General features: G+C 58.2%; 17 protein-coding genes. 12 read left to right on the forward strand and 5 right to left on the reverse strand.

Annotation, left to right across the window (positions count from 1 at the left end):
• Positions 1–33 precede the first annotated feature (33 nt).
• Together BMW75_RS01200 and BMW75_RS01205 are read right to left on the reverse strand one after the other, a co-directional pair.
• Entirely contained in the window at positions 34–417 is a 384-nt protein-coding gene (locus BMW75_RS01200; RefSeq protein ID WP_092575707.1) for an AtuA-related protein, read from the reverse strand.
• Positions 414–1,772, reverse strand: coding sequence for an acyclic terpene utilization AtuA family protein (locus BMW75_RS01205; RefSeq protein WP_092575710.1), 1,359 nt, complete (start codon positions 1,770–1,772; stop codon positions 414–416). The genes BMW75_RS01200 and BMW75_RS01205 overlap by 4 nt, the downstream gene beginning before the upstream one ends.
• Positions 1,773–1,867: 95 nt before the next feature.
• Here BMW75_RS01205 and BMW75_RS01210 point away from each other — a divergent pair, with 95 nt between their 5' ends.
• From BMW75_RS01210 to BMW75_RS01265, 12 genes are all read left to right on the forward strand, one after another.
• Complete coding sequence (locus tag BMW75_RS01210; protein ID WP_092575713.1) at positions 1,868–2,794, forward strand: LysR family transcriptional regulator; 927 nt, start codon at positions 1,868–1,870, stop codon at positions 2,792–2,794.
• 96 nt (positions 2,795–2,890) lie between these two features.
• The gene (locus BMW75_RS01215) at positions 2,891–3,277 is read left to right on the forward strand and encodes a Rid family detoxifying hydrolase (RefSeq protein WP_076521003.1); all 387 of its coding nucleotides are present in this window, start codon (positions 2,891–2,893) and stop codon (positions 3,275–3,277) included.
• Positions 3,278–3,316: 39 nt separating this feature from the next.
• On the forward strand, positions 3,317–5,407 hold the full coding sequence (gene recG / locus BMW75_RS01220) for an ATP-dependent DNA helicase RecG (RefSeq protein ID WP_092575715.1): 2,091 nt from the start codon (positions 3,317–3,319) through the stop codon (positions 5,405–5,407).
• 79 nt (positions 5,408–5,486) lie between these two features.
• The gene (locus BMW75_RS01225; protein ID WP_076521001.1) at positions 5,487–6,437 is read left to right on the forward strand and encodes a LysR substrate-binding domain-containing protein; all 951 of its coding nucleotides are present in this window, start codon (positions 5,487–5,489) and stop codon (positions 6,435–6,437) included.
• A 166-nt stretch (positions 6,438–6,603) separates the two neighbouring features.
• The gene (locus tag BMW75_RS01230) at positions 6,604–7,104 is read left to right on the forward strand and encodes a Dps family protein (RefSeq protein WP_063954941.1); all 501 of its coding nucleotides are present in this window, start codon (positions 6,604–6,606) and stop codon (positions 7,102–7,104) included.
• A 380-nt stretch (positions 7,105–7,484) separates the two neighbouring features.
• Positions 7,485–8,291 (forward strand): SDR family NAD(P)-dependent oxidoreductase, encoded by an 807-nt coding sequence (locus tag BMW75_RS01235; protein WP_092575718.1) that lies wholly within the window; start codon positions 7,485–7,487, stop codon positions 8,289–8,291.
• Positions 8,284–9,948, forward strand: a complete 1,665-nt coding sequence (locus BMW75_RS01240) for an LTA synthase family protein (protein WP_092575720.1) — start codon at positions 8,284–8,286, stop codon at positions 9,946–9,948. The genes BMW75_RS01235 and BMW75_RS01240 overlap by 8 nt, the downstream gene beginning before the upstream one ends.
• Before the next feature lie 118 nt (positions 9,949–10,066).
• On the forward strand, positions 10,067–11,173 hold the full coding sequence (locus BMW75_RS01245; RefSeq protein WP_076520998.1) for a KpsE/RkpR family capsule polysaccharide export protein: 1,107 nt from the start codon (positions 10,067–10,069) through the stop codon (positions 11,171–11,173).
• A gap of 129 nt (positions 11,174–11,302) precedes the next feature.
• Positions 11,303–12,289 (forward strand): polysaccharide biosynthesis/export family protein, encoded by a 987-nt coding sequence (locus BMW75_RS01250; protein WP_254791899.1) that lies wholly within the window; start codon positions 11,303–11,305, stop codon positions 12,287–12,289.
• A complete protein-coding gene (locus tag BMW75_RS01255; RefSeq protein ID WP_231952153.1) occupies positions 12,276–13,097 on the forward strand; it encodes an ABC transporter permease in 822 nt (273 codons plus the stop codon). Before BMW75_RS01250 ends, BMW75_RS01255 begins: the two co-directional genes overlap by 14 nt.
• Positions 13,094–13,753, forward strand: coding sequence for an ABC transporter ATP-binding protein (locus tag BMW75_RS01260; RefSeq protein ID WP_092575725.1), 660 nt, complete (start codon positions 13,094–13,096; stop codon positions 13,751–13,753). The genes BMW75_RS01255 and BMW75_RS01260 overlap by 4 nt, the downstream gene beginning before the upstream one ends.
• Before the next feature lie 48 nt (positions 13,754–13,801).
• Entirely contained in the window at positions 13,802–17,410 is a 3,609-nt protein-coding gene (locus BMW75_RS01265; protein ID WP_092575727.1) for an FkbM family methyltransferase, read from the forward strand.
• A gap of 165 nt (positions 17,411–17,575) precedes the next feature.
• Here the strand turns inward: BMW75_RS01265 and BMW75_RS01270 are convergent, their stop codons facing one another.
• From BMW75_RS01270 to BMW75_RS01280, 3 genes are all read right to left on the reverse strand, one after another.
• Entirely contained in the window at positions 17,576–18,925 is a 1,350-nt protein-coding gene (locus BMW75_RS01270) for a glycosyltransferase family 2 protein (protein ID WP_139208463.1), read from the reverse strand.
• Between the two features lie 138 nt (positions 18,926–19,063).
• On the reverse strand, positions 19,064–20,272 hold the full coding sequence (locus tag BMW75_RS01275) for a capsule biosynthesis protein (protein ID WP_092575733.1): 1,209 nt from the start codon (positions 20,270–20,272) through the stop codon (positions 19,064–19,066).
• Positions 20,269–22,335: a capsular polysaccharide biosynthesis protein gene (locus BMW75_RS01280; protein ID WP_254791900.1), complete on the reverse strand. Its 2,067-nt coding sequence runs from the start codon at positions 22,333–22,335 to the stop codon at positions 20,269–20,271. Before BMW75_RS01280 ends, BMW75_RS01275 begins: the two co-directional genes overlap by 4 nt.
• Positions 22,336–22,363 lie beyond the last annotated feature (28 nt).

Consider the following 22,363-nt stretch of genomic DNA (forward strand, 5'->3'; position numbering starts at 1 on the left):
GTCTCCTGTGGTGTTTTCTTATCGGAACTGCAGTCAGGCGGCCGCGGGGCGGTCGCCGGGTATGTCTGGCAGCCGGCTCGCCAGCTCGGGGCTGACCTCCACCGTCATGTCCAGCAATCTGAAAGACAGGCTCTTGCCGTGCGTGTCGAGGTTCAAGGCATCGTTGACGCCGCCGTCCAGGACGCCCTCCAGCACGAAATTCATGGCGTTCAGCATCGGCAGGGCGTAGCGGGTGACCCGCTTCGGATGGCGATAGGCAAACCATTGCGCCACGCGCGATTCGGTCACCTGCTCGGCCAGCACGTCATAGCATTCGGCGTCCCAGGCGATCAGGCTCAGGTTCGAGATGTCGCCCTTGTCCCCGGAGCGGCCATGGGCCAACCGGTACAACGGCACAGCGAGCAAAGTCTGGGTCATGGCGCGATTTCCTCCAGGAAATTCCAGCCGCTCCGGACGGCCTCGCGGGGAATGGTGCAGGACATCATGTTCAGGCGCGGGCGCAAGGCGGTGCGCACGCCGCCGCCGCCGGCCGGACCGCAGGTATAGAGCGCGGTCACTTCGCGCAGCACGCGCTCGGCCTGGGCGCGGTCGGCGTTTTCCGTCGCCAGCCGCAGCCGCACGTCGCGGGCGTGGCTGTCGGGCGTGGCGCGCCGCATCGCGCCCGCGTCGTCGCCCAGGATGCTGATGGCGCCGATCAGGTCGGCGCGCAACTTGTAATCGGCGCCCAGGCGCTTTTGCACGATGTCGGCGGCGAGCCGGGCGCGGGCCTCGGCCTGCACGCCCGCGTACGAGATCTCGGCTTCGGCCAGCCACCCGCCGCGATAGCAGACGTTGACCTTCAATTCGTCGGGCCGCGCATGGCCCGTGATGCCGTGGACCGCGACGCGGTTGCCGCCCAGCTCGACCACGCGCGCCTGGCTCAGGTCGGCCACCACGTCCGGCGTCAGATAGCGCGCGGGATCATGGACTTCGTACAGCAGCTGTTCCTTGACGGTGCGCGCGTCGACGGCGCCGCCCGTGCCCTCGGCCTTGCCGATCACGAACTCGCCATCGGCCTGGATCTCCGCGATCGGAAAGCCCGCGGCGTGCACGTCCGGCACCTCCTTGAGCCCCGGCACGCAGAAATAGCCCCCGGTGACCTGCAAGCCGCATTCGAGCATGTGGCCCGCCATGGTGGCGCGCCCCAGCCGCGGCCAGTCGGCGGGATCCCAGCCGAAATGGGCCAGCGCCGGTCCCAGGGTTAGCGACGGGTCGGCCACGCGCCCCGCCACCACGATCTGCGCGCCGGCGGACAAGGCCTGCGCAATTTCCGCGGCGCCCAGATAGGCGGTGGCGCTCACGATGTCCAGGCCGTCCAGCGCGGCGCCCAGACGCTCTTTGAGGAGGGCGCGATGTTCGGGCCCATTGAGCGCGTCGCCATGCACGACCGCGATGCGCGGGACGGGCAGCCCCTGTTCGCGCGCCAGTTCGGCGATGCGTCTTGCGGCGGCGGGCGGATTGGCCGCGCCGAAATTGCTGACGATGTTGATGCCATGGCGCAGGCAATCGGCCAGTATCGGGCCGACCAGCTCGTCCAGCAGCGGCTCATAGCCGCGGTTGGGATCGTCATTGCGCGCCAGTTGCGCCAGCGCCAGCGTCCGCTCGGCCAGCGTCTCGAAAATCAGGGTGCCGCCGCCGCGAGCGGCAAGGGTGCGGACCACGGCAGCGGCGCCGTCGCTGCGGTCGCCGGAGAATCCGGAGGCGCAGCCTATGAGCAGGGGAGGTTGAGACATGAGCGGGTCCAGACGCGTTCAGGGTTGGAACGACTATAGGCAAGCCGCGATCATCCGTAAAATAGAAAAATCGGATCGATTAATCCAAGAAAGCCATGAATCTATCCTCCCGCCAATTGCGTGCCTTCGTGGCGCTAGCCGATGAAAAGCACTTCACCCGCGCCGCGCAGCGCTGCCACCTGACCCAACCGGCGTTCAGCGCGCTGATCCGATCGCTCGAAGACAGCGCCGGCCTGCGGCTGTTCGACCGCAGCACGCGCCACGTCGAACTGACCGCCGAAGGACGGGTGCTGGACGCTTCGGCGCGCCGCCTGCTTGCGGACATGGACCTGGCCCTGGGCGACCTGCGCGACCTGGCCGACCGCCGCCGGGGCAGGGTGACACTGGCCGCGCTGCCGTCGCTGGCGGCCGGCTGGCTGCCGACCCTGCTGGCGCGCTTCAAGCAGGCGCATCCGGGCATCGTGCTGGACCTGCGCGACGCCTTGCTCGATCCCTGCCTGGACATGGTGCAAAACGGGGTGGTCGACTTTGCCGTGGCCTCGCGCCGCCCTGATATGACGGACCTGGACAGCGAATTCCTGCACGCCGACCGTTATTTCCTGGTCTGCCGCGCGGACCATCCCCTGGCGCAACAACCGCGGGTGCGGCTGCGCGACGTCCTGCGCCATCCCCTGATCCAGCTTGCGCGCGGCAGCAGTGTGCGCAAACATCTGGACGAAGCGCTGGGCGCCGAGGCCCCGCTGCCGGTCTTCGAGGTGGAACACCTGGCCACGGTCACCGGATTGGTGCGCGCCGGCCTGGGCGTATCCGTCGTGCCCGCCATGACGCTGTTCCATTTCCGCAGCGACGACCTGCGCGTCGTGCCGCTGGCGGGCCGCGCGCTGACCCGGCCCCTGTACCTCGTGCGGCGCAAGGGCCGCAGCCTGTCCGTGGCGGCGCAGGCGCTCGCCGACCTGCTGATCGCGCACCGGGGGGACATCGGCGGCGCGGGCCATCGGCCCGTGGCGCACGACCCGTCCTAACCCATCTATACGGCGAACCGCCACTTTCGCAAACGTCTATTGCTGATTAAACTCCGATAGTTGTAGCTTCTATCCGTCACCAGAAGGATTCCGCCCATGAGCAAGCAAATCATTCATACCGACGCCGCGCCCGCTGCCGTCGGCCCTTACTCGCAAGCGGTTGCCGTCAGCGGCACCAAGACCGTCTATCTCTCGGGCCAGATCGGCCTGGAGCCGGGCACCGGCGACCTGGTATCCGAAAACTTCGACGCCCAGGTGCGTCAGGCTTTCGCCAACATGCAGGAGGTCATCAAGGCAGCAGGCGGTACGCTGGACAACGTGGTCAAGCTCACGCTGTTTTTGACCGACCTGGGCAAGTTCACGGCGGCCAACGCCATCATGGCCGAGATCATCCCTCAGCCGTTCCCGGCGCGCTCCACCATCGGCGTGGCCAGCCTGCCCAAGGGTGCGCAGTTCGAAGTCGAAGCCATCATGGTCCTGTAAGACGCGCCCGGACGTTTCATTCCAGGGGTTCGTTCCTACATGCCGGCCGCAGCAGTGGCCTCCAAACGCACCGGCGCCGACAAGAACGGCGCCGGCAAACCGATGACGGATACGGAGCGCAAGCTTCGTAACCTGGGCCTGGTGCTGCCCGAGGACTTCGTGCTGCACCTGCCGCTGCGCTACGAAGACGAAACCCGCGTCATCCCCATCAGCGCGTTGCGGCCCGGCTTTGCCGGCCAGGTCGAAGGCGAAATCACCAAGTCCGAGGTCCTGTACCGGCCCCGGCGCCAGCTCACCGCCACGCTGGCGGACGACAGCGGCGAACTGCAATTGCGCTGGCTGAACTTCTATCCCAGCCAACAGAAGCAAGTCACCGTGGGCAAGCGGCTGCGCGCCCGCGGCGAAGTGCGCGGCGGCCTCTTCGGCCGCGAAATGGTCCATCCGCGGCTGACCAGCGCGGACTCGCCGCTGCCGACCGCGCTGACGCCCGTCTATCCCACCACCGAAGGGCTGCCCCAGCCGACCCTGCGCCGCGCCATCGCGCAGGCGCTGGACCGGGCGGACCTGTCCGACACGCTGCCCGACGAGGCGCGCGCACGCTACGACCTGCCGCCTTTCGAACCCGCGATCCGCGCATTGCACACCCCAGCGCAGGGCGAATCGGAACAGGCCTTGCTCGACCGCGTGCACCCCGCATGGCGCCGGATCAAGTTCGACGAATTGCTCGCGCAGCAGCTTTCGCTGGCGGCCGCGCGCGCGGCGCGCCGCATCAAGGAAGCAGAGGCGCTGCCCGCGCAGACGGGGGGCGGCGGCCTGGTCGCCCGGCTGTACGAGGCCCTGCCGTTCAAGCTGACGGGCGCGCAGCAGCGCGTCGTGCAGGAGATTTCCGCGGACCTTGCCAAGCCGTATCCCATGCATCGCCTCCTGCAGGGCGACGTGGGCAGCGGCAAGACCGTGGTGGCGGCCATCGCGGCCGCGCAGGCCATCGCGGGCGGCGCGCAGGTCGCGCTGATGGCGCCCACCGAAATCCTGGCCGAGCAGCACTTCCGCAAACTCGTGTCCTGGTTGCAGCCGCTGGGCGTGAACGTCGCCTGGCTGAGCGGCAGTCTCACCGCCAAGGCCCGGCGCGAAGCCGCCGCCGCGGCTGCCGACGGCAGCGTGCAGCTCGTGGTGGGCACCCAGGCCCTGATCCAGGACCATGTCGAATTCCATCGGCTTGGCCTGTCCATCGTGGACGAACAGCATCGCTTCGGCGTCGGCCAGCGCCTCGCGCTGACGCGCAAAGGCGAGACCGTGCGCGGCCGCATCGTGCCGCATCAGCTCAACATGAGCGCCACGCCCATCCCTCGCACCCTGGCCATGACCTTCTTCGCCGACCTGGACGTCTCCGTGATCGACGAATTGCCGCCCGGACGCAGCCCCGTGGTCACCAAGCTGGTCTCCGACGCGCGCCGCGAAGAAGTCATCGCCCACATCGCCCAGGCCGCTCGCGGCGGGCAGCAGGCCTATTGGGTCTGTCCGCTGGTCGAGGAGAGCGAGGCCCTCGAACTTCAAACCGCCGTCGACACCTACGAAGGCATGCGGACCGACCTGCCGGACCTGCGGATCGGCCTCGTGCACGGCCGCCTGCCGCAGGCCGAGAAGGCCGCGGTCATGCAGGCCTTTCGCGACGGCGACATCGACCTGCTCGTCGCCACCACCGTCATCGAAGTCGGCGTGGACGTCCCGAACGCCTCGCTGATGGTGATCGAACACGCCGAGCGTTTCGGCCTGGCTCAACTGCATCAGCTGCGTGGCCGGGTAGGGCGCGGCACGGCAGAGTCTGTCTGCGTCCTGCTCTACCAGACGCCGCTGTCCCAGGTCGCGCGCGAACGCCTGCGCGCCATGTTCGAAACCTCGGACGGCTTCGAGATTGCGCGGCGCGACCTGGAGCAGCGCGGCCCGGGAGAATTCCTGGGCACGCGCCAGTCGGGCATGGCGCTGCTGCGCTTTGCCGACCTGGAAACGGACGCCGCGATCGCCGAAGACGCGCGCGACGCCGCCGTTTGGCTGCGCGCCGAACATCCCGCCGCCGTCGAGGCGCATCTGGCCCGCTGGATGCGCGGCCGCGAAGACTTCCTGCGGACCTGATCATGCGGCCCGACCACCATCTTGAATCCTCAAGCACCGGCCACGGGGCCGGCGCGTAACCCCGGGGGCGCAGTCCACCATGACTCTCACCGAACTGAAGTACATCGTCGCCGTCGCCCGCGAGCGGCATTTTGGCCGCGCGGCCGAAGCCTGTTTCGTCAGCCAGCCGACGTTGTCGGTCGCCATCCGCAAGCTGGAGGACGAACTGGGCGTGACGCTGTTCGAACGCGGCGGCTCCGAGGTCGGCGTAACGCCCATCGGCCAGCGCATCGTCGCGCAGGCGCAGAAGGTGCTGGAGGAGAGCGCCAGCATCAAGGAAATCGCCAGGCAGGGCCACGACCCGCTGGCCGGCCCGCTGCGCGTCGGCGTCATCCACACCATCGGGCCCTACCTGCTGCCCAAGCTGGTGCCCGTGCAAATCAGCCGCACGCCGCAGATGCCGCTGCTGCTGCAAGAGAACTTCACCGTCCGTCTCGTGGAACTGCTGCGCCAGGGCGAAATCGACTGCGCCATCATGGCCTTGCCGCTGCCCGAAGCCGGCTTGGTCATGCAGCCGCTCTACGACGAACCCTTCGTCGTCGCCGTGCCCAACGACCATGAACTGGCCCAACGCAAGTCCATCGACGCGCAGGACCTGAAACAGCAGACCATGCTGCTGCTGGGCAGCGGGCATTGCTTCCGCGACCAGGTCCTGGAGGTCTGTCCCGAGCTGTCGCGCTTTTCGGCCGCCAGCGACGGCATCCAGCGCACCTTCGAAGGCTCCTCCCTGGAAACCATCCGCCACATGGTCGCCGCCGGCATCGGCGTCACCGTGCTGCCGGTCACCGCCGTGCCCGAACATCCGCCCGCCAACAGCCTGCTGCGGTACCTGCCTTTCGACGGCCAGGTGCCCGAACGCCGCGTGGTGCTTGCCTGGCGCCGCAGCTTCCCGCGCCTGGCCGCGATCGAGGCGCTGGCGCAGGCCGTCTACGAATGCGAGCTGCCGGGTGTGAAGATGCTGGCTGGCGAAGCCGCGGCCATGCAGGACTGACCGAGCGTGCCCGCACCCGCGCCCGCACCCATATTCGTCAACGCGATGGTTTTTTGCGCCGCGTCAAACGGTCGCAGGCCATCTTGAGATCGGGCCCGCGACAACGCCCGTTCTGTCGTGTTTGCAGTGGTATTCTTATTCCCGCCTTTTTCCATAGGAGCTAGCAATGGCCAAGTCCACCAAGAAGACCTCGAGCGTTCCGCGCATCAACATCGGTATTTCGGACAAGGACCGCGCCGCGGTCGCAGGCGAACTGTCCAAGCTGCTGGCTGATTCGTACACGCTGTACCTGATGACGCACAACTTCCACTGGAACGTCACCGGTCCCATGTTCAACACGCTGCATCTGATGTTCATGACGCAGTACACCGAAGAATGGAACGCGCTGGACAGCATCGCCGAGCGCATCCGCGCCCTGGGCCACTATGCGCCGGGCACCTACCGCGAATACGCCAAGCTGTCGTCCATCGCCGAGCCGGACTCCGTGCCGGACGCGCTGGAAATGGTGCGCCTGCTGGTCGACGGCAATGAATCGGTCGCCAAGACCGCCCGCGCCGCCTTCGAAAAGGCCGACGCCGCCAACGACCAGCCCACGGCCGACCTGCTCACGCAGCGTCTGGACGTGCATGAAAAGAACGCGTGGATGCTGCGCAGCCTGCTGCAGTAAATTCAATTCGTAGTTCGCTTACAATAGCCGGCCGTCGCACCCGTCAAGGGCGACGACCGGACTTTGTGAACACTGACAATGGCCGCCGAGAGGCGGCCATGTCTATGCGACGTGCCACAGTTAACGCCCCAGACGCCATCTTCTGCCACCATCTCTTGCTCCGCGCATTCGTTGCGTTGGCTCCGCGCGTCGCTGTGCATCCTGTCGCAGCAAGCCAAAGACCTACCCCCCCAAGCCGTTCCATCCTCTAGCGCCCAGTCCCGCCTGTCGCCGCGCGCCTTCGCCCGGTATCTGACGGACATGCGAGCCGGCACAAGCGCCGCCACGGCCGCGCTGCGCCGTCATCCGTCGCGGCCCCTCCATCCCCAACCAGGCAGGTCATGAGTAGCAGTAGCAGTGGCAGTGAAGTCCGTGAACCTGGTTTCCCGAGTTGTGTGCTGATTACTGGAGCGACAGGCGGCATAGGCGGGGCCTTGGCGTTGGAGTACGCGGCCGGCGGCACCCGGACGCTTATCTTGCAGGGCCGCAATGCTGCGCGGCTGAGTGAGTTGAGTGCAGCCTGCCAAGCGCACGGCGCGCGTGTCGTCACGCACGAACTCGACGTGCGCGACCACGAGGCGCTAATGACGTGGTTGTCGGCCGCGTGCGAAGCCGACATGCCGGAACTCGTCATCGCCAATGCGGGCGTCAACATCAATACCGGCGAGCAACAACAGGGCGAAGCGTGGCAGGACGTGCACCGCCTGCTCGACGTCAACGTCAAGGCCGTGTTCGCCACCGTGCACGGCGTGTTGCCCTCCATGCGAGCGCGCGGTCACGGCCAGATCGCACTGGTCAGTTCGCTGGCCGCCTGGCGCGGCCTGCCGGAAACCCCGAGCTACAGCGCCAGCAAGGCTGCCGTAAAAGTCTACGGCGAGGCCATGCGCGATGCGTTGGCCGCTGAAGGTATACGGTTCAACGTCATCATGCCGGGGTATGTCGAGTCCCAAATGTGCTTCGACATGCCCGGCCCCAAACCATTCCTGTGGAAGCCGGAAAAGGCAGCCCGAGTCATCCGACGTGGACTGCAGGTGAACCGTGCCCGGATCAGCTTCCCGTTTCCCTTGAATCTGGGATGCTTTTTGCTGTCGGTGATCCATCCCGCGGTGTCTGGATGGATCCTGAAAAGGCTGGGTTACGGTGATTGAGGCTTTCTGGGTACCGCTGTTGCCGCCGTATTTGATTGGGTTGGTGCTGTCGTGGGTAGTCGAGACGTTGCTGACGCCGCGTCCGGTCGCCCCATGGCGCCGGCCTGCGGCCGCGATCGGCGTGCATGTGGGGGTGTGGACGCTGGCGTTTGCGTTGGAGTTGGCACTGTTCAGGCGGCCATACTTTGGGGTCTTCAATGTGTTGGCCGTTCAACTGCTCATCGTCTTGGTCAGCAACGCAAAATATCGCGCGCTGCGCGAGCCATTTGTCTATCCGGACTTTGAATACTTCACGGACGCGATCCGGCATCCGAGGCTGTACTTGCCGTTTTTCGGCGTGACTCGTGCGTTGGCTGCGGGGGGAGGGTACGGCGCAGCGCTATGGGCGGGATTGGTGCTCGAGGACTCGGTCACGGCCGGCGCCGGAATATGGTTGGTGTCGTTCGCAGAGTTGCCGCAAGAGCACATGTTCGATCCCACGGCGCCCATGGTGCCGTTCTTCGTACATGCTCTGGGGCTCGCCATGGCCGGTATCGCCCTAGCTGCCTTTGCTGGAATGCGTAATACGGTGTGCCTTGATGCTTCCGTAGACCTGCGCCGCCTCGGCTTGGTCGCGGCGCTATGGTCGTACGGTCTCTGCGAACGGCAGACTGCGGATGATCTTCGAGCCAGCGCTCCGTTTTCTGGCGCCAGGCTGCCAGAGGTTCTTCCTGATCCAATGCCCGATTTGGTTGCGATTCAAAGCGAGTCGTTTTTCGATGCGCGGCGGGCCTATTCCAAACTGTTGCGCGCGGACATACTGGCCAACTTCGACCTGCTCAAGTCCGAAGCCGTCGCGCATGGACAATTGAAAGTCGCCGCTTGGGGCGCAAACACCGTACGTACCGAATTTGCCTTTTTGGCAGGCATGGAACAGGGCGATTTAGGGATTCACCAGTACAACCCCTATCGCAGATTGGCAAAGCGAGGCTTTCCCACCATCGCGTCGTACCTTAAATCCCTCGGATACCGCACCGTCTGCGTGCATCCATATCATCGTGGCTTTTACGGGCGAAATGAGGTCTTGCCTGCGTTGGGATTTGATGAATTTATTGGTGGCGAAGCGTTCGCGGCATTGCCGAAAGATGGTCCATACGTCGGGGATAGAGCGTTGGCTGATTTTGTCAACGGCATTCTGCAAGGTTCAGAGCGGCCCCTCTATGTGCACGTTATCACTATGGAAAATCACGGTCCGCTGCATTGGGAAACCGTGAGTGAAACCGACGTTGGAGACGTGCTGACTGGACGCATGCCGAAGGAGTGCGAGGAGTTGGTCTCGTACGCGCGGCATCTTCGTAATGCCGACGCCATGTTCGGCATGGTCAGAGACGCTCTGATCAAGCGCAGACGGCCTGCGTCCCTATGTATTTTCGGCGATCACGTGCCGATCATGCCGAATGTTTATCGCGCGCTCGGGGAGCTTGAGGGGACGACCGATTATGTCTTGTGGCAAACGGCTGTGCGCGCCGGTGCGCCCGTGCAGCCAGAGCAGGTTTCCGCGCTTAGCCGCTTGTGGTTGCGAACCTCAGGGCTATTGACTGTGCGCACAACGGAAAAAAATCAGGCGCGGCCGAGCGAAGCGCCAGGCAATCCGAGAATGTCATGCATGGAGAGTTAGCCACACCATTGGGCACTTTCAAATACCGTACAATTCCCGCGCCCAGGAGATGCCTTGCCGCGACGGCAGGCTTCTGAGAAATACCGCGATTATGCTTAATTGGAACTTCAACGCTTAGATGATCAATTTTGAAAAACTAAAATCCAGACGCCTGTTTTGGTGGTTGGTAGGCATTCCAATGCTTGCGGCGGTAGTTTATTACAGCTTTTTCGCCATGGATCGGTATGTGAGCACCGCGCAGGTTGCGGTTCGGCAGGTCGGCAACAATGAGGCGCCACAGATCCCCGGATTGGCCGTGATGCTGAGCGGATTGAATCCCACATCACGGGAGGAAACCTTGTATCTTCGCGAATTCCTCACGTCGCAGGATATGCTCAGGGTCCTCCAGACCAAGCTGAATTGGGCAGAACACTACTCGGGCCACTGGCGCGATCCTTTGTATTTTTTAGCGAACAGTTCGCGGCAAGAGGATCTGCTCGACTACTATCGCCGCGTTGTGACAGCGCACTTCGACGAACAAACGGGCTTGCTCAGTGTGAGTGTCGAAGCATTTGATCCGCAGTTTGCCGAGAGAGTGCTGAAAGTAATGCTCAGCGAAAGCGAGCGTTTTGTGAATGAATTGTCCCATCGTATGGCGCGCGAGCAGATGACCTTCGCGCAGAGCGAGTTGGCCAAAGCTCGCACCGTATATGAAGATCGGCGTGAGGATATGCTGGTATTCCAAAGTTCCAATAATCTGCTCGACGCAGAGGCAACGGCTAAGGCCAGGGCCGAAATTATTGCGGAACTGGAGGCCAGTCTGACGAAAGAGCGAACGACTTTAAAAAGCCTCGCCGCAACGTTGAATGCCGATACCCCGCAAGTTCGGCAACAGCGGAATCGCATTCATGCCCTTGAACAACAATTGGCCTCTGAGATTCAACGTTTGGTTTCGCAGAAAGGAGGCGACAAGTTAAATGTGGTTGCGTCCCGATATCGCAATCTGACCATCGATGCCGCTATTGCAGAAGAAGCGTACAAATTTGCAGTCAGTTCTGTGGAGTCGGCGCGCATTGAGGCGAGCAAAAAGCTCCGAAGTCTCGTCACAGTCGTGTCTCCCAATAAGCCGGATCGGGCACTTTATCCGGATCGGATATACAACCTAATTACCCTGTTTATGGGTTTGCTTCTGTTCTATGGTATCGCTCGATTCGTGATTGCGACGATCGAAGATCATCGAGACTAATGTTCTTGTTCCCAAAATAATATGAAACTTCGGCTTTCATCCGTTCGTGCGACTGCGGTTATCCTGCCTTTGATTTTGGGTGGTTGCGGAAGCCTCCTATCGTCCGCCGGACCTTCACGGTTCGCGATCATGAACAACGACCAAGATCAGAACTATGTTTTGGTCGATCTGACGGCGGAGACCATTAGCCCATATATGCGTCCGCCGGAACCGGAGGTCGTCAGCACAGTCGCGCTACCTTCAGTTCCTGACATCAGTCTGGTTCCAGGCGACGTGCTCCGGATCATGATCGCCGATTCGGCCATGGATGGTGCAATCTTTGCCCCGTTGGCGACCGGAGGAACAATCTTCGAGAACATCCGCGTCGATAGCAAGGGAACCGTTTCCCTCCCGTATGTGGGTCGCGAACGGGTGACCGGCAAAACCCTTGAGGAAGTTGAGCGGCTCATTCGCAAGAAACTGAAAGGGATAACTAGTGATGTTCAGGTCCAGGCAACGCTGACCGGAGATTTGTCCGGGTCGGTATTGGTCGCCGGAGCCGTCAAGAGTCCGGGACGCTTTTCGGCGCTTCAGGGACCTCTAACGCTGTTGGATGCGATCAATAGGGCTGGAGGGCCGCTCCTGGAACCACATTTGATCAAGGTAATTGTTCGCACCGGGCAAAAGTCCTACCAGTTCAATTACCAAGAATTGCTCGCCGGAAACAATCAGGTCTTGCCTCCCGGGGCCGAGGTGGTGCTGGAGCGAGCGCGCAAGCGCTTCGTGGCGATGGGAGCTGTAGGCGATCCAGGACTACATGATCTGCCCTCCAACAATCCCAGTCTGCTCGAAGTGCTGGGAAGTGTGAAAGGACTCAGTGAAATCAAGGCGGATGCGGCCGGCGTTTTTGTCTTTCGTCTCGATGAAGAGCGAAATGACCAAAACGGCGGTGAACCAGTCGCCCAAGTGTTCAGGTTGAACTTGAAGGAGCCGGCATCAATGTTCCTTGCGCGCCAATTTCTTGTTCATCCAGAAGATGCGATTTTTGTCACCAACGCCGCGGTGCATGAATGGCAGAAAATCATTTCGCCGATTGTGCAAGTGCTGGTATTAGGACGCACCATTGAGAACTTCTAATGAGCGGATTGGAGCCGCGGAAATCACGCGGCGCACTCCGGCCGGTATTGTTCGGGCCGTCATATTCGCCTTGGTCTTGCGAGAGATGCGCGGGCGCTTTGGCACTCATCGGTATGGCGCGTTTTGGCTGATATTCGAGCCTTTGGCCCATATAGTGGCGCTCATGGCGATTTACGCGCTTTTGCGTGGACGCGCCAATAGCGGCCTGGATCTTTCGGTTTTCCTTGTTTCGGGAATCATCCCATTCATTTTGTTCAAAAATATCGCACTTAAAGGAATGGAAGCGGTAAATGCGAACAAAGGCCTATTTGCGTATCGACAGATTAAGCCAATTGACACCATAGTTGCGCGGGTTGTCGTTGAATGTGCGCTGATGGCTTGCGTCTATGGAATGATATTGTTTGGGTTGGGCCTGTGGGGTGGAAGTGATGTTTCGATTTATCGTCCAATCCAATGGGGGTTGGTCCTCTTTGTAGGCACGATCTTGTCATTCGGCCTGGGGTTGATTTTTTGTATTGTGGCCGAGGCTCTTCCGGAGAGTAAGACTTTTATCCGGCTTTCATATATGCCGCTGTATTTTTTGTCTGGAATAATTATTCCTCTTTGGCTAATTCCCGAGAAATTTCAGCACTTTATGCTTTGGAATCCCTACCTTCATCTGATTGACTCTTTGCGAGCCAATGTTTTTCAGCACTATCCTCAAGTTGCCGGCATCAGCATGTGGTATGCCTCCTTCGTTGCTTTGTCGACTTTATTTGTCGGGCTGGCTCTTTACCGCGTGCGGCGTTTGAATTTGGTGGCGGTATGATCCAGATCGATAATGTAACGAAGTCGTATTTGACCAATAAAGGTAGAAAGTTCGTCTTTCGCAATTTGAGTCTGTCGCTGCCGTCCAATAAGAACATTGCGCTAATAGGGCGGAACGGTGCGGGTAAGTCCACGTTAATGCGGCTTCTGGGGGGGCAGGACGTTCCAGATAGCGGAAGAATCGTCAGCACTAAATCTATCTCTTGGCCGGTGGGCTTGTCTGGTGGATTTCAGGGTTCCTTAACCGGTCGGCAAAACGTCAAGTTTGTTGCTCGTGTGCAAGGGACATACGGAGACAGTCTTCGTAGAGTCGTAAAATTCGTCGAAGAATTTGCGGATATTGGCGAATATTTTGATTTGCCAGTTAATACCTATTCTTCAGGCATGCGTGGCCGTGTGGCTTTCGGCCTTAGTCTGGCTTTTAATTTTGATTATTACCTTGTAGACGAAGCCATATCCGTTGGGGATGCGCACTTTCGCGAGAAGGCGCAACATCTATTTTCTGAGAGAACTGGAACGTCGAATCTCATTCTCGTTACCCACGGAATGGGGCAGGTCAGGAAGATGTGTGATTACGTGGTGCTTCTCAAAAATGGAGGTGTGGTGGAGCAGTATGAAGACGTCGAAAAAGGCATCGCAGCCTATCAGAGTCTTTAATCCACCAAACCCAAAAACCCATAAATATTTCGATCAAAACAACGAGAAATGAACAACTCCGGCAATCTCTTTGGCATCGCGTACGCGGGCAGGTCTGTCACCTTCCATTTTCAAGACGCTACGGATTATATTTCAAAGAAGATAATTGACTCTAAGGCGTTTTATGAGCTGGACGTTTTAGAGGAGATATCCGGACTCTCCCTGGGCGAAGGGATTTTTGTGGATGTCGGTGCCAATATTGGCAATCACACGCTGTTCTTTTCGCTGATTCTGAATAGAGAGGTCGAAGCGTTCGAGCCGGCGGGTGATGCATTCGCGCAGTTGGTTCGGAATGTCCAATTGAATCGAGCCGAGGCATTGGTATCCTGCCACCGATTGGCAGTTGGCGCGCGGCAGAGTCGTGGGCTTATGAACGTTGTACCGGGAAATCTCGGTGCATCCAGTTTTTCCCTTGACGATAGCGGGACGATTCAACTCGTGACGCTCGACTCTATGCTCTATGAAAAGAGCAGCAAAGTGGCGTTGATAAAGATTGACGTAGAGGGCTTCGAGCTTGAAGTGCTTCAAGGAGCGATCCAAATTCTGGATAGAGATGCTCCTACACTAATTGTCGAGGGGCAGACAAACGCCGCATTCGGAGAGATATCCCAGTTTTTGGCAGCTCGGGATTATGTGCCAGTTTCAATTCGAGGCATCACTCCCACGTATTTTTTCGTGCATCGTGAAAAGCTTGGTGCAGTCCAGGAGCGTTCGCTTTTTTATATTAGGCGCGATGTCGATCACAATAGAAGGACGCTGCAGAGCTATTTAGCCAGGATTGAATCGAGCCTGCGTGGCGTGCTGTCGACTGCCGAGTTCGAAAAGCTCAGTAGCGCTTTGGAGTCCCGACAGAAGTCATTGATAGGTTCGTTGCCGGATCACAAGAGCTTGATGTCGGAGAATCTCAATGCCCTAGCAAGCGATATGAAAACCGCTGTCGCTAGTGCAGGGGGGGAACAAAGTCAGAGAATACAACTGCTTTCCGAAATACTTGAGCATAAATTTCGAGTGCTCATGCGGGAATTAGAGCTGGATCGAGAGGCTCGGTCCAGCTTGACGGACGAACTGCTCAATAAGATTTTGGAAGCCGGTCGTATGATCGCCGAAGAAGTTCTCTTCGAGGATCGAAGCCGGCTTGCCGAGGAGAGTGCTCGACAACAAGAATTTCTGGACAGCAGCCAAAAATCTTTGAGAGGAATTGCCGACCGTTTTGACGTCCGCATCTCAGAGTTGGACCTACGGCTCTCTGAGATTTCGGAAACTGTCAGCAATGAAATTGCTGAGGTTGGCAAGGTTGATTTGTCTACGACGCACGCCTTGCTTAGAGAGCAAGGCAGTTCAGTATGCGAGTTAACTGACTCCGTTGAGCTTGGCCTGAAGTCCTTGCAGGAAGGGCTTGCGAGCTTGACAGCGGCATCGGCTCGGGACAGTGGTCTTACAAAGGAATTGGAGGGGCTTCGCCTGGAGAGCAGGCAGGAGTCAATACGCAAGGAGAAGGAACTCGAACGTGCACATGCAGAGACCGAGCGTCTGCAAAGCGAAGTCAATCGTTTGATCGTAGCCGTGCAGACGGAACGCACGCGGGCGAGATACGCGGCGCGACGTCTGAATGTTCTTTATACGACGGGCGTGAGAGCCACATTTGGGAAGATCCGGAAAGTACTCTCCCCGTTGACGTTTGGATTTCTAAAGCCTTACGAAACATGGCCTTCGTTTGAAAAGCGCATGGAGGCGCGAGTTGTTCGCGAGGTGCAGGACTTCAAGAAATTGAATGCCAACTCTTTAAGGAGCCCTTTGCCTGTGCCTGAGTCCGGCACGGAGAATCCCAGGGAGCTCTTGGTTGGTCCTGCGCCGCAGCGCGGGCAAGTATTTAATGAAGCGAGCTACCGAGATCGAGTCCGCATTGGAATTGCTTCAATTGAAGTGAGGCGCACGGCGCTGTCCCGAGTGATCGAGTGTTTGTACGATCAGGCAGATGAGCTTTTGGTCTACCTGAACGATTACGCCGAGGTACCCAACTTTCTCCGGCGGGAGAAGATCACCGTGATCCATAAGCAGGGGGATGTGGGGGACCGGGGAAAATTCTACGATATTGACAACTTCTCCGGTTACTTCTTTACATGTGACGATGATATCGACTATCCGCCTTATTATGTGCAGCACTGCATCGATGCTATAGAGAAGTACGGTCGAAAGGCGGTAGTGGGCTGGCACGGCTCTCTGCTGAAAAAGCCTTTCAACGACTATTACAGCCCCGAGTCGCGTCGTGTCTTTTCCTTCAGGTCCGGCCGCCCCGAAGATCTGCCGGTACACATCCTCGGAACGGGCTGCTCGTCGTTTCACACAGACACTATCGACGTAAAGTACAGCGACTTTCTGACGCCCAACATGGCCGATGTCTATTTCGCTTTGCTTGGCCAGCGACAGCGCGTTCCCTTTGTTGTGATCAAACACGATGCGTCCGAAGCCATACCGCTCGACATTCCTGATGACAAGCCCATTCATCGTGAATCCATGCAAAAGACCGGATCTCGTGCTGACACCAGGGAGATACAAAATCAATGCGTCAAAAATTGGAGTGATTGGCGCGCAGAGGCGCCGACCCCGGTATATCTAAGATCGTCGTATACCATCGCGTATGTTGGACGCGTCGACGCGGTCCGCTGGAAGAAGGGCGGAATCCTTAAGTCTGGCGGCCTGATTACCCAGGCGTTGCGCGCCCTGGGCCATCGTGTCATTGACGTCGAAATCTCTCAAGAATTCGGGGCGATATCAGAACAGATCAAGCCAGCAGATATCGTTTGGATTTATCCTGGAGACCCCGAGCGACCTGATTTCGCGCCGGTGGAAAAGCTTATCAACCTGGCTGCCAAGGCTGACAAGCAGGTTTATGTAAATTTGTCGTACAACCGAATGGCATCCCGCACTCGCTGGATAAGAGAAAAATTGAGGGGGTGGAATTCGGCGTATGGAAGCCGGGTAAAGGCTTGTCTATTTACCTACGCAGCTCTGAACGAGCCGGATTTTCAGGACGTCAGGACAAACTTAATATGTATTCCGAAATCCATCGATTTCAGTGAGGGTGTGCAAGCTAGTTTCGCCTCGACTGAGGGAATATTCCTTGGCGATCTGCAAAAGCTATTGAATAGAAGCTTGGTCGACGGCGAGGTCGAGGATTGGATACTTGCTTTGCGCAAGGCATTGCCTGGCGTACCGTTGTATGCCGTCCGTCAGTACGGTGGAAAAATCGACAGGGATCTGGGACTGACCGTATTGCCTTACACACATGGCAGACCATGGGAGGAATGGCTTGCAGCGAGACGGATCGTTTGTTGCCTTACGCCTCATGCCACTTACGAAATGATCCCTGTCGAAGCGGGGGGGCTTGGGGTGCCGACTGTGTATCGTCCCATGCCTCAATCTCATTCAGAGGATCTGTCAACAGCGGGCATCCAGGTGCATACGCCAACTGAGTTCGCCGCAGCGTGCGCTGCCATTTATCATGACTATACGTTGTGGAATATGTACAGCCGTGCCGCAAGGTCTAGAGCGAAGAGCGCGCACATCAGTCAGGTTGCTGGATCGTTGCACGTCCAACTGGCACTCGGTAGGGTGTAGGCCCCCCAGAAGATGGATAGACCAGCGCTGGAGGGGGATGCGCAGTGACGTCCCCCCGCGCGATGCGATTCCATCGCGTCGTTGCCCTGGATCGTCCATTGTTGGTGGAATGCGTAAAGGTATGCGATGAGCGACTTTTAGAGTCACGTGCCACAAGGGCGCGTGTCAATTTGCTTCGGGCAGGTGCGGATGCGAGCCGTCTCGAGCCATCCCTAGAATTCGTTCCGCACTGACGTCTCTGTAAGTCACCCGCTTCATTGAATGACCATTTCCATCCAACCCGGTAGCTGGGTCGTGCATGAGCGAAGAAGGGAGCCCCATTGCAATAAGCATGACCTGCTTTTGAAAAAGTACGCGATTGTCGCCAAAATAGGCTCGGATGCGTTCGAAGAAGTCCGTATCGGCTCCAAAACGGATCTGGTCAAACTGCCCGATCATTTCTAGCGTCGGTGCGCGACGGAATACCAGGGTATTTGGCGACCACTGCCGCAGGGGCCATATATTTGGCGAAAAGAAGCGGCCTTCCTGATCCATTCTGACATATCGCGACGTCGCAGCAACGTGCTGCTTGCTGAGAGACAGCCAAGTGATAGCGCTTATCAGTCGCGCCGGGTGCGACCAATCGTCCGCGTCCTGGAATGCAATGTACTCCCTGGTGCATAGTCTCAGGGCAATATTCTTCGCGGCGTATGTGCCCACATTGCGGGCAAGCCGTCTCGAAATCACCCGACCGGGGTAATCCCGAGACAGGTTGAGGATAATGTCCCAAGTACCGTCGGTGCTCGCGTCATCAACGATAACGATCTCGCTGCGGACACTCATTTGTCGTAGTATTGAGAGCATCGATGAACGTAAGTATTTTCCACCGTTATATACCGTCATAACTACCGAGACTGCCGCTTTATCGGCGGATAGCTCTGAATTCGTCGCGGACTCCGGGCTCAATGCGAGGATGTCGAAATTGCTTTCGGTATCGGCTCCACTGACTGCCGATAATCCCATCTCCTTCCAATAGGCATTCAGATATTGAAGCTTTTCCGGATAGGACGCCGCGTTGTTTGCAATTAGCAGATGCTCATCCCCGGTCGGACTTTGCAAGTCTGGGTGCGCGCAGCTTTTAGTCTGCGTTGCCATGCGCAGGCATTGCTCGAGCCGAGTTTGGCCCGAGTTTTTTGCGGAAGCGATGACACGGGAAGGCGACAGGCGGGTCAGTAGCTTTACCGCGCGCTGGCGCTCCGTTGATATTGAAGACCGTAATGCGGATTCCAGGAGTTTCTCTGCAGTATCGTGATTGCCGCGAAGATACTCCAGCTTTCCCCGTGCAGCCTCCGTGAACAGCTTGGGATTTTCTTGATACAGCGCTGCCGCTCTGGTAATCAAACCGCAATCAAGTATTCGGTGAATGGTGTCTTTATTGGCGCGGGTGGCTAGCTCAAAGGCGATTTTATGATACGGCGAATGCCAGCGGCATCCGGCCCGTATCCAATAACGAAAAAAATAATTCAGTCTATTCAATCGGTATTCCGAGTGACGTGGTTAGGCAGTGGGGACTGTCGCCATCCATGTGCTTGGCCATTGGAATGACTTAGAGCGTTAATCCAATTTGACTGGAGCTGTCGAGCGATTCTGACCTCTTTTGGCATCTAATGTTATTCAAACCAAGAGCCTTCTGAGCGAATTGGTGACCGACAGGTCGATTCCCGATTTGCAATAAAACCCGCCGTTTATTTGAGTGTCGTGTATGACTACGTTCCGGAATTTTCTGAACAGATGTACGTCCGGCTTGTCCTGATGTTTCCAGAACTCATCCAATACCTTCTGATCTGTTAGACCAGGCATGTCATATATCGCTCGCCCAAGGGCCTTCGTGGGCTTGCCGTGTATGAGAGCTGACGCACCAACCGTACTGTTTATTGTGATTACCGCTGTACAGCGATTGATCAATGAGGGCAGGTGCCCGCCGTCTATGTAAACTACACGGTTCCCTAGCATTAGTTGCCTACTTAATCGACGAATAAGTCTTGAGTAATTGACTAGTCCTGGATCAAGAGGGTGGGCCTTTATCAGTAATAGACTCTGTTCCGGAGCGTGGCGCGCAAAGGATCGAATCACCGTATCCAGGGCCTGACTCATGCTGGAAAAGTCGGAGTGGTGGATAATTTGCGAATCGGTGGTGAGTTGCAATGGAAATAGATAGTACGGTGGAGTTTGGCCGTCCAGCGTAACCATCGTTTGTATTGCTTTTGCGCGTCGTCGGCTTATGTGAGTGCCTATGCCCTTTCGCAGGTAACTTGCATACTCCGTGGCCGGGCTATATGGGACATGGCTTTTGACCCCCCGGTGAAGAATCGGATTGAGGCCTGCCCAGAAGTTGTATCCCACGTCATAGGCTGCACGCTTCCAAAACGGCGAAGTAAAGGAGGTCCCATTGTCGTAGTTTGGCAGTTCTTTCGCTCGTTTCCGGTAGTAGTCGGGGTCTCGGGGCAGAGCAGAATAGCCATTGACTCCTCCGCGCTCCAGTGTCACCCAGTAAGGACGGAAGTAGCCTTCTTCGAACACATGGACCCGAATCCCCGAGTCCCTGGCAAGTTCGATGGCGGGGCGATGAACTGGGCGGCAGTCGCCAAAAAGGACCACGTCGGTTATGCCATGCCTGTCGAACTCTCCCCTGTAAAATTGCGGCAGCTGGTCCATGGAGCCCCGATACGAGATCGCATCGCCTTGCCGCCAATAGATTCTGTCTCCCACGGAGAAGTTGACTTTTCGGACCTTCATTCCTTCTTGCCTTAGTCCTTTGGCAAGGGTCGGAAAGAAGGGAGAACAGACGCCCTGCAGGAAAAGAAACCGTTGTTTGGCGTTCATCGCTTCAATGCAAATCCAGCTTTTGCCCAAAGACGAACTTTATGCAACTGCCGCTGAAAGTAGTTCTTTCGTACCGAACGGAGATTTCCCGACTCGATAATTTTCGTCCGTTGAACGATTATCCGGCGTAGTGATGCTTCGCAGGTCGTGTAGCCGTTCAGCGTCCAATCCCAATAAATAGGGTAGTGAAGCATTACACCCGCGACAAGCTCGTTCAACGTTAGCTTGCGCTTTCGACGAGGCACTGTCATTCGGTCTTGTGTGAGCCCCCAGCCAGAATAGAACGGCATCCCATAGACAACTACAGGCTTGCCGCGTAACAACGCGTCGAATCCGCTAAGCGAGGTCATCGTATGCACTTCATCACACGCGTCTAGGCAACTTATTATGGAAACTTCCGTTTCTATATGGTCTACATAGCGCAGCGCGTCGTCGATATGCACTTTGCCTTTGCGGTTCCTCACTGCAACATCGGGATGTGGTTTGTAGACGATGTAAGAATCTGGGCGCGCTTGCCGGGCCGCCCTGATGAGTGACAGGTTGTCGTGAACCGGCCCGCATCCGTAGCGGATTGACGCGTCATCTTCTACCTGGCCTGGCACCAGGACCACATGGCGGTGGCACGTGCTCCAGTTGGGAGCTTGGGTCGGTTCTATGTTGTATTTAGTTAACGCGTTCTCGACAATCAGGCTACGTACCCTCGTCGCCCGTTCGTTATCGCGCAATGTGAATTTGCGAGTATTGAGTAATGTTTCCAGGTCGTGGGCCTGTCTTGCGTCGAAATAAAGTCCATGTGCGTCCAGGACCAGGGCGTGCGGCGGGACGAAATCCGAGCCTAAACCGACGGATCGAATGAATCCGTCTTCCATGCGAAGCAAGGTGGCGCCCGAGCTCTGCGCCAGATCTGCGATGGCGGGGGATGGTGATGCACCCCATACTATTATTCGGTCTTTCGGATTTGGAGTCAGTTCCTTCGCCGCCTCGATGTGCGGAACAAAATGTATTTTTTTTGGATCCGGACCGAGAAATGGTTTGATGTTTTCCGCCTTCCAACGCCGATAGCCAACCGCAATGCTTCGACCAGTCATGGCACGCTGCATGCGGCGCTGAAGATCAAGCCAATCCATCACGTCGAAAATGGAGCCCGGCTCAAGGGTTTCAGGATTGAGGTAGCGAGTGTAGTGCAGATAAGCAGCCGCAAATAGCTCATCAGTATTACGTGTGCGATTGCGCCTATCGCATTTCAGACGATCGACTGTTGCTCCCCAACCGGCATACCAAGGCATGCCGAAACATGTCACGGGTATACCATGAAGTAGCGCTTCAAACCCCATGTGTGATGTCACTACATAGACGCGGTCGACCTGTCGTAGAAGGCTGCTGGGCGAAATCGGATCGCGCAGCAAAATGGTTTTGCTGTCTTCTCGGGTGTCCGAGAGATACCCTTTTTTCAAGCCTTGGCTTACTTCAGGATGTGTTTTTACATATACCGTCGCGCCTTGGTTTTCTTCTCTGGCGCACTGAAGCATTTGACTGAACGCCTCGGTGCTGGAGAGACCAAATCCAACACTCGCGTCTCCGAAGGTCTGATCGACGACCAGTACCTTGAAGGCGCTTGCCGGGCCGGGCAGAGTGTCGATATTGGGCGCTAGGTTGTATTTGCTTAGGCCTTTGGAAAGAATCAGGTCTCGTGCTCGCGAGTACTCCGAACCTTTGCCGGTCAAAAGGTTGCTGTCGGAGGACAGCAAGGTTTCGAGCTGAGACTCCCGGTCTGCTGCGTAATAAATGCCACAATTATCCACGACCACGGAGAGCGTCGGATATCCGGGGCCAGCGCCATACGAACGTAGAAAACCGTCTTCAAGTCCGATGAAGGGCAGACCGTGCGTCGCAGCGATGTCGCGAGGCCGTTTTGTTGATGGGCGAAATCCCCAGCCTGCAAGCGCGCTGATAGATTTGGAGTGCGGAGGCTGTCCTGGGCGCAAATATACGAGACGCTCGCCTAGAAGGGCTTCAATGCCCGGCAGTTGAGACAAGCGACGAGAATAGGTTCCAATTGTCACAAGGCAGTTATCGAAATCGGCGGTTGGC

Source organism: Achromobacter sp. NFACC18-2, from assembly GCF_900108985.1.
Taxonomy (GTDB): Bacteria; Pseudomonadota; Gammaproteobacteria; order Burkholderiales; family Burkholderiaceae_B; genus Achromobacter.

Bases quoted from the DNA above. Each gene is read 5' to 3' on its own strand.
- BMW75_RS01200 (WP_092575707.1), bottom strand. From the start codon at position 417: ATGACCCAGACTTTGCTCGCTGTGCCGTTGTACCGGTTGGCCCATGGC.
- BMW75_RS01205 (WP_092575710.1), bottom strand. From the start codon at position 1,772: ATGTCTCAACCTCCCCTGCTCATAGGCTGCGCCTCCGGATTCTCCGGC.
- BMW75_RS01210 (WP_092575713.1), top strand. From the start codon at position 1,868: ATGAATCTATCCTCCCGCCAATTGCGTGCCTTCGTGGCGCTAGCCGAT.
- BMW75_RS01215 (WP_076521003.1), top strand. From the start codon at position 2,891: ATGAGCAAGCAAATCATTCATACCGACGCCGCGCCCGCTGCCGTCGGC.
- recG (WP_092575715.1), top strand. From the start codon at position 3,317: ATGCCGGCCGCAGCAGTGGCCTCCAAACGCACCGGCGCCGACAAGAAC.
- BMW75_RS01225 (WP_076521001.1), top strand. From the start codon at position 5,487: ATGACTCTCACCGAACTGAAGTACATCGTCGCCGTCGCCCGCGAGCGG.
- BMW75_RS01230 (WP_063954941.1), top strand. From the start codon at position 6,604: ATGGCCAAGTCCACCAAGAAGACCTCGAGCGTTCCGCGCATCAACATC.
- BMW75_RS01235 (WP_092575718.1), top strand. From the start codon at position 7,485: ATGAGTAGCAGTAGCAGTGGCAGTGAAGTCCGTGAACCTGGTTTCCCG.
- BMW75_RS01245 (WP_076520998.1), top strand. From the start codon at position 10,067: ATGATCAATTTTGAAAAACTAAAATCCAGACGCCTGTTTTGGTGGTTG.
- BMW75_RS01250 (WP_254791899.1), top strand. From the start codon at position 11,303: ATGAACAACGACCAAGATCAGAACTATGTTTTGGTCGATCTGACGGCG.
- BMW75_RS01260 (WP_092575725.1), top strand. From the start codon at position 13,094: ATGATCCAGATCGATAATGTAACGAAGTCGTATTTGACCAATAAAGGT.
- BMW75_RS01265 (WP_092575727.1), top strand. From the start codon at position 13,802: ATGAACAACTCCGGCAATCTCTTTGGCATCGCGTACGCGGGCAGGTCT.
- BMW75_RS01275 (WP_092575733.1), bottom strand. From the start codon at position 20,272: ATGAACGCCAAACAACGGTTTCTTTTCCTGCAGGGCGTCTGTTCTCCC.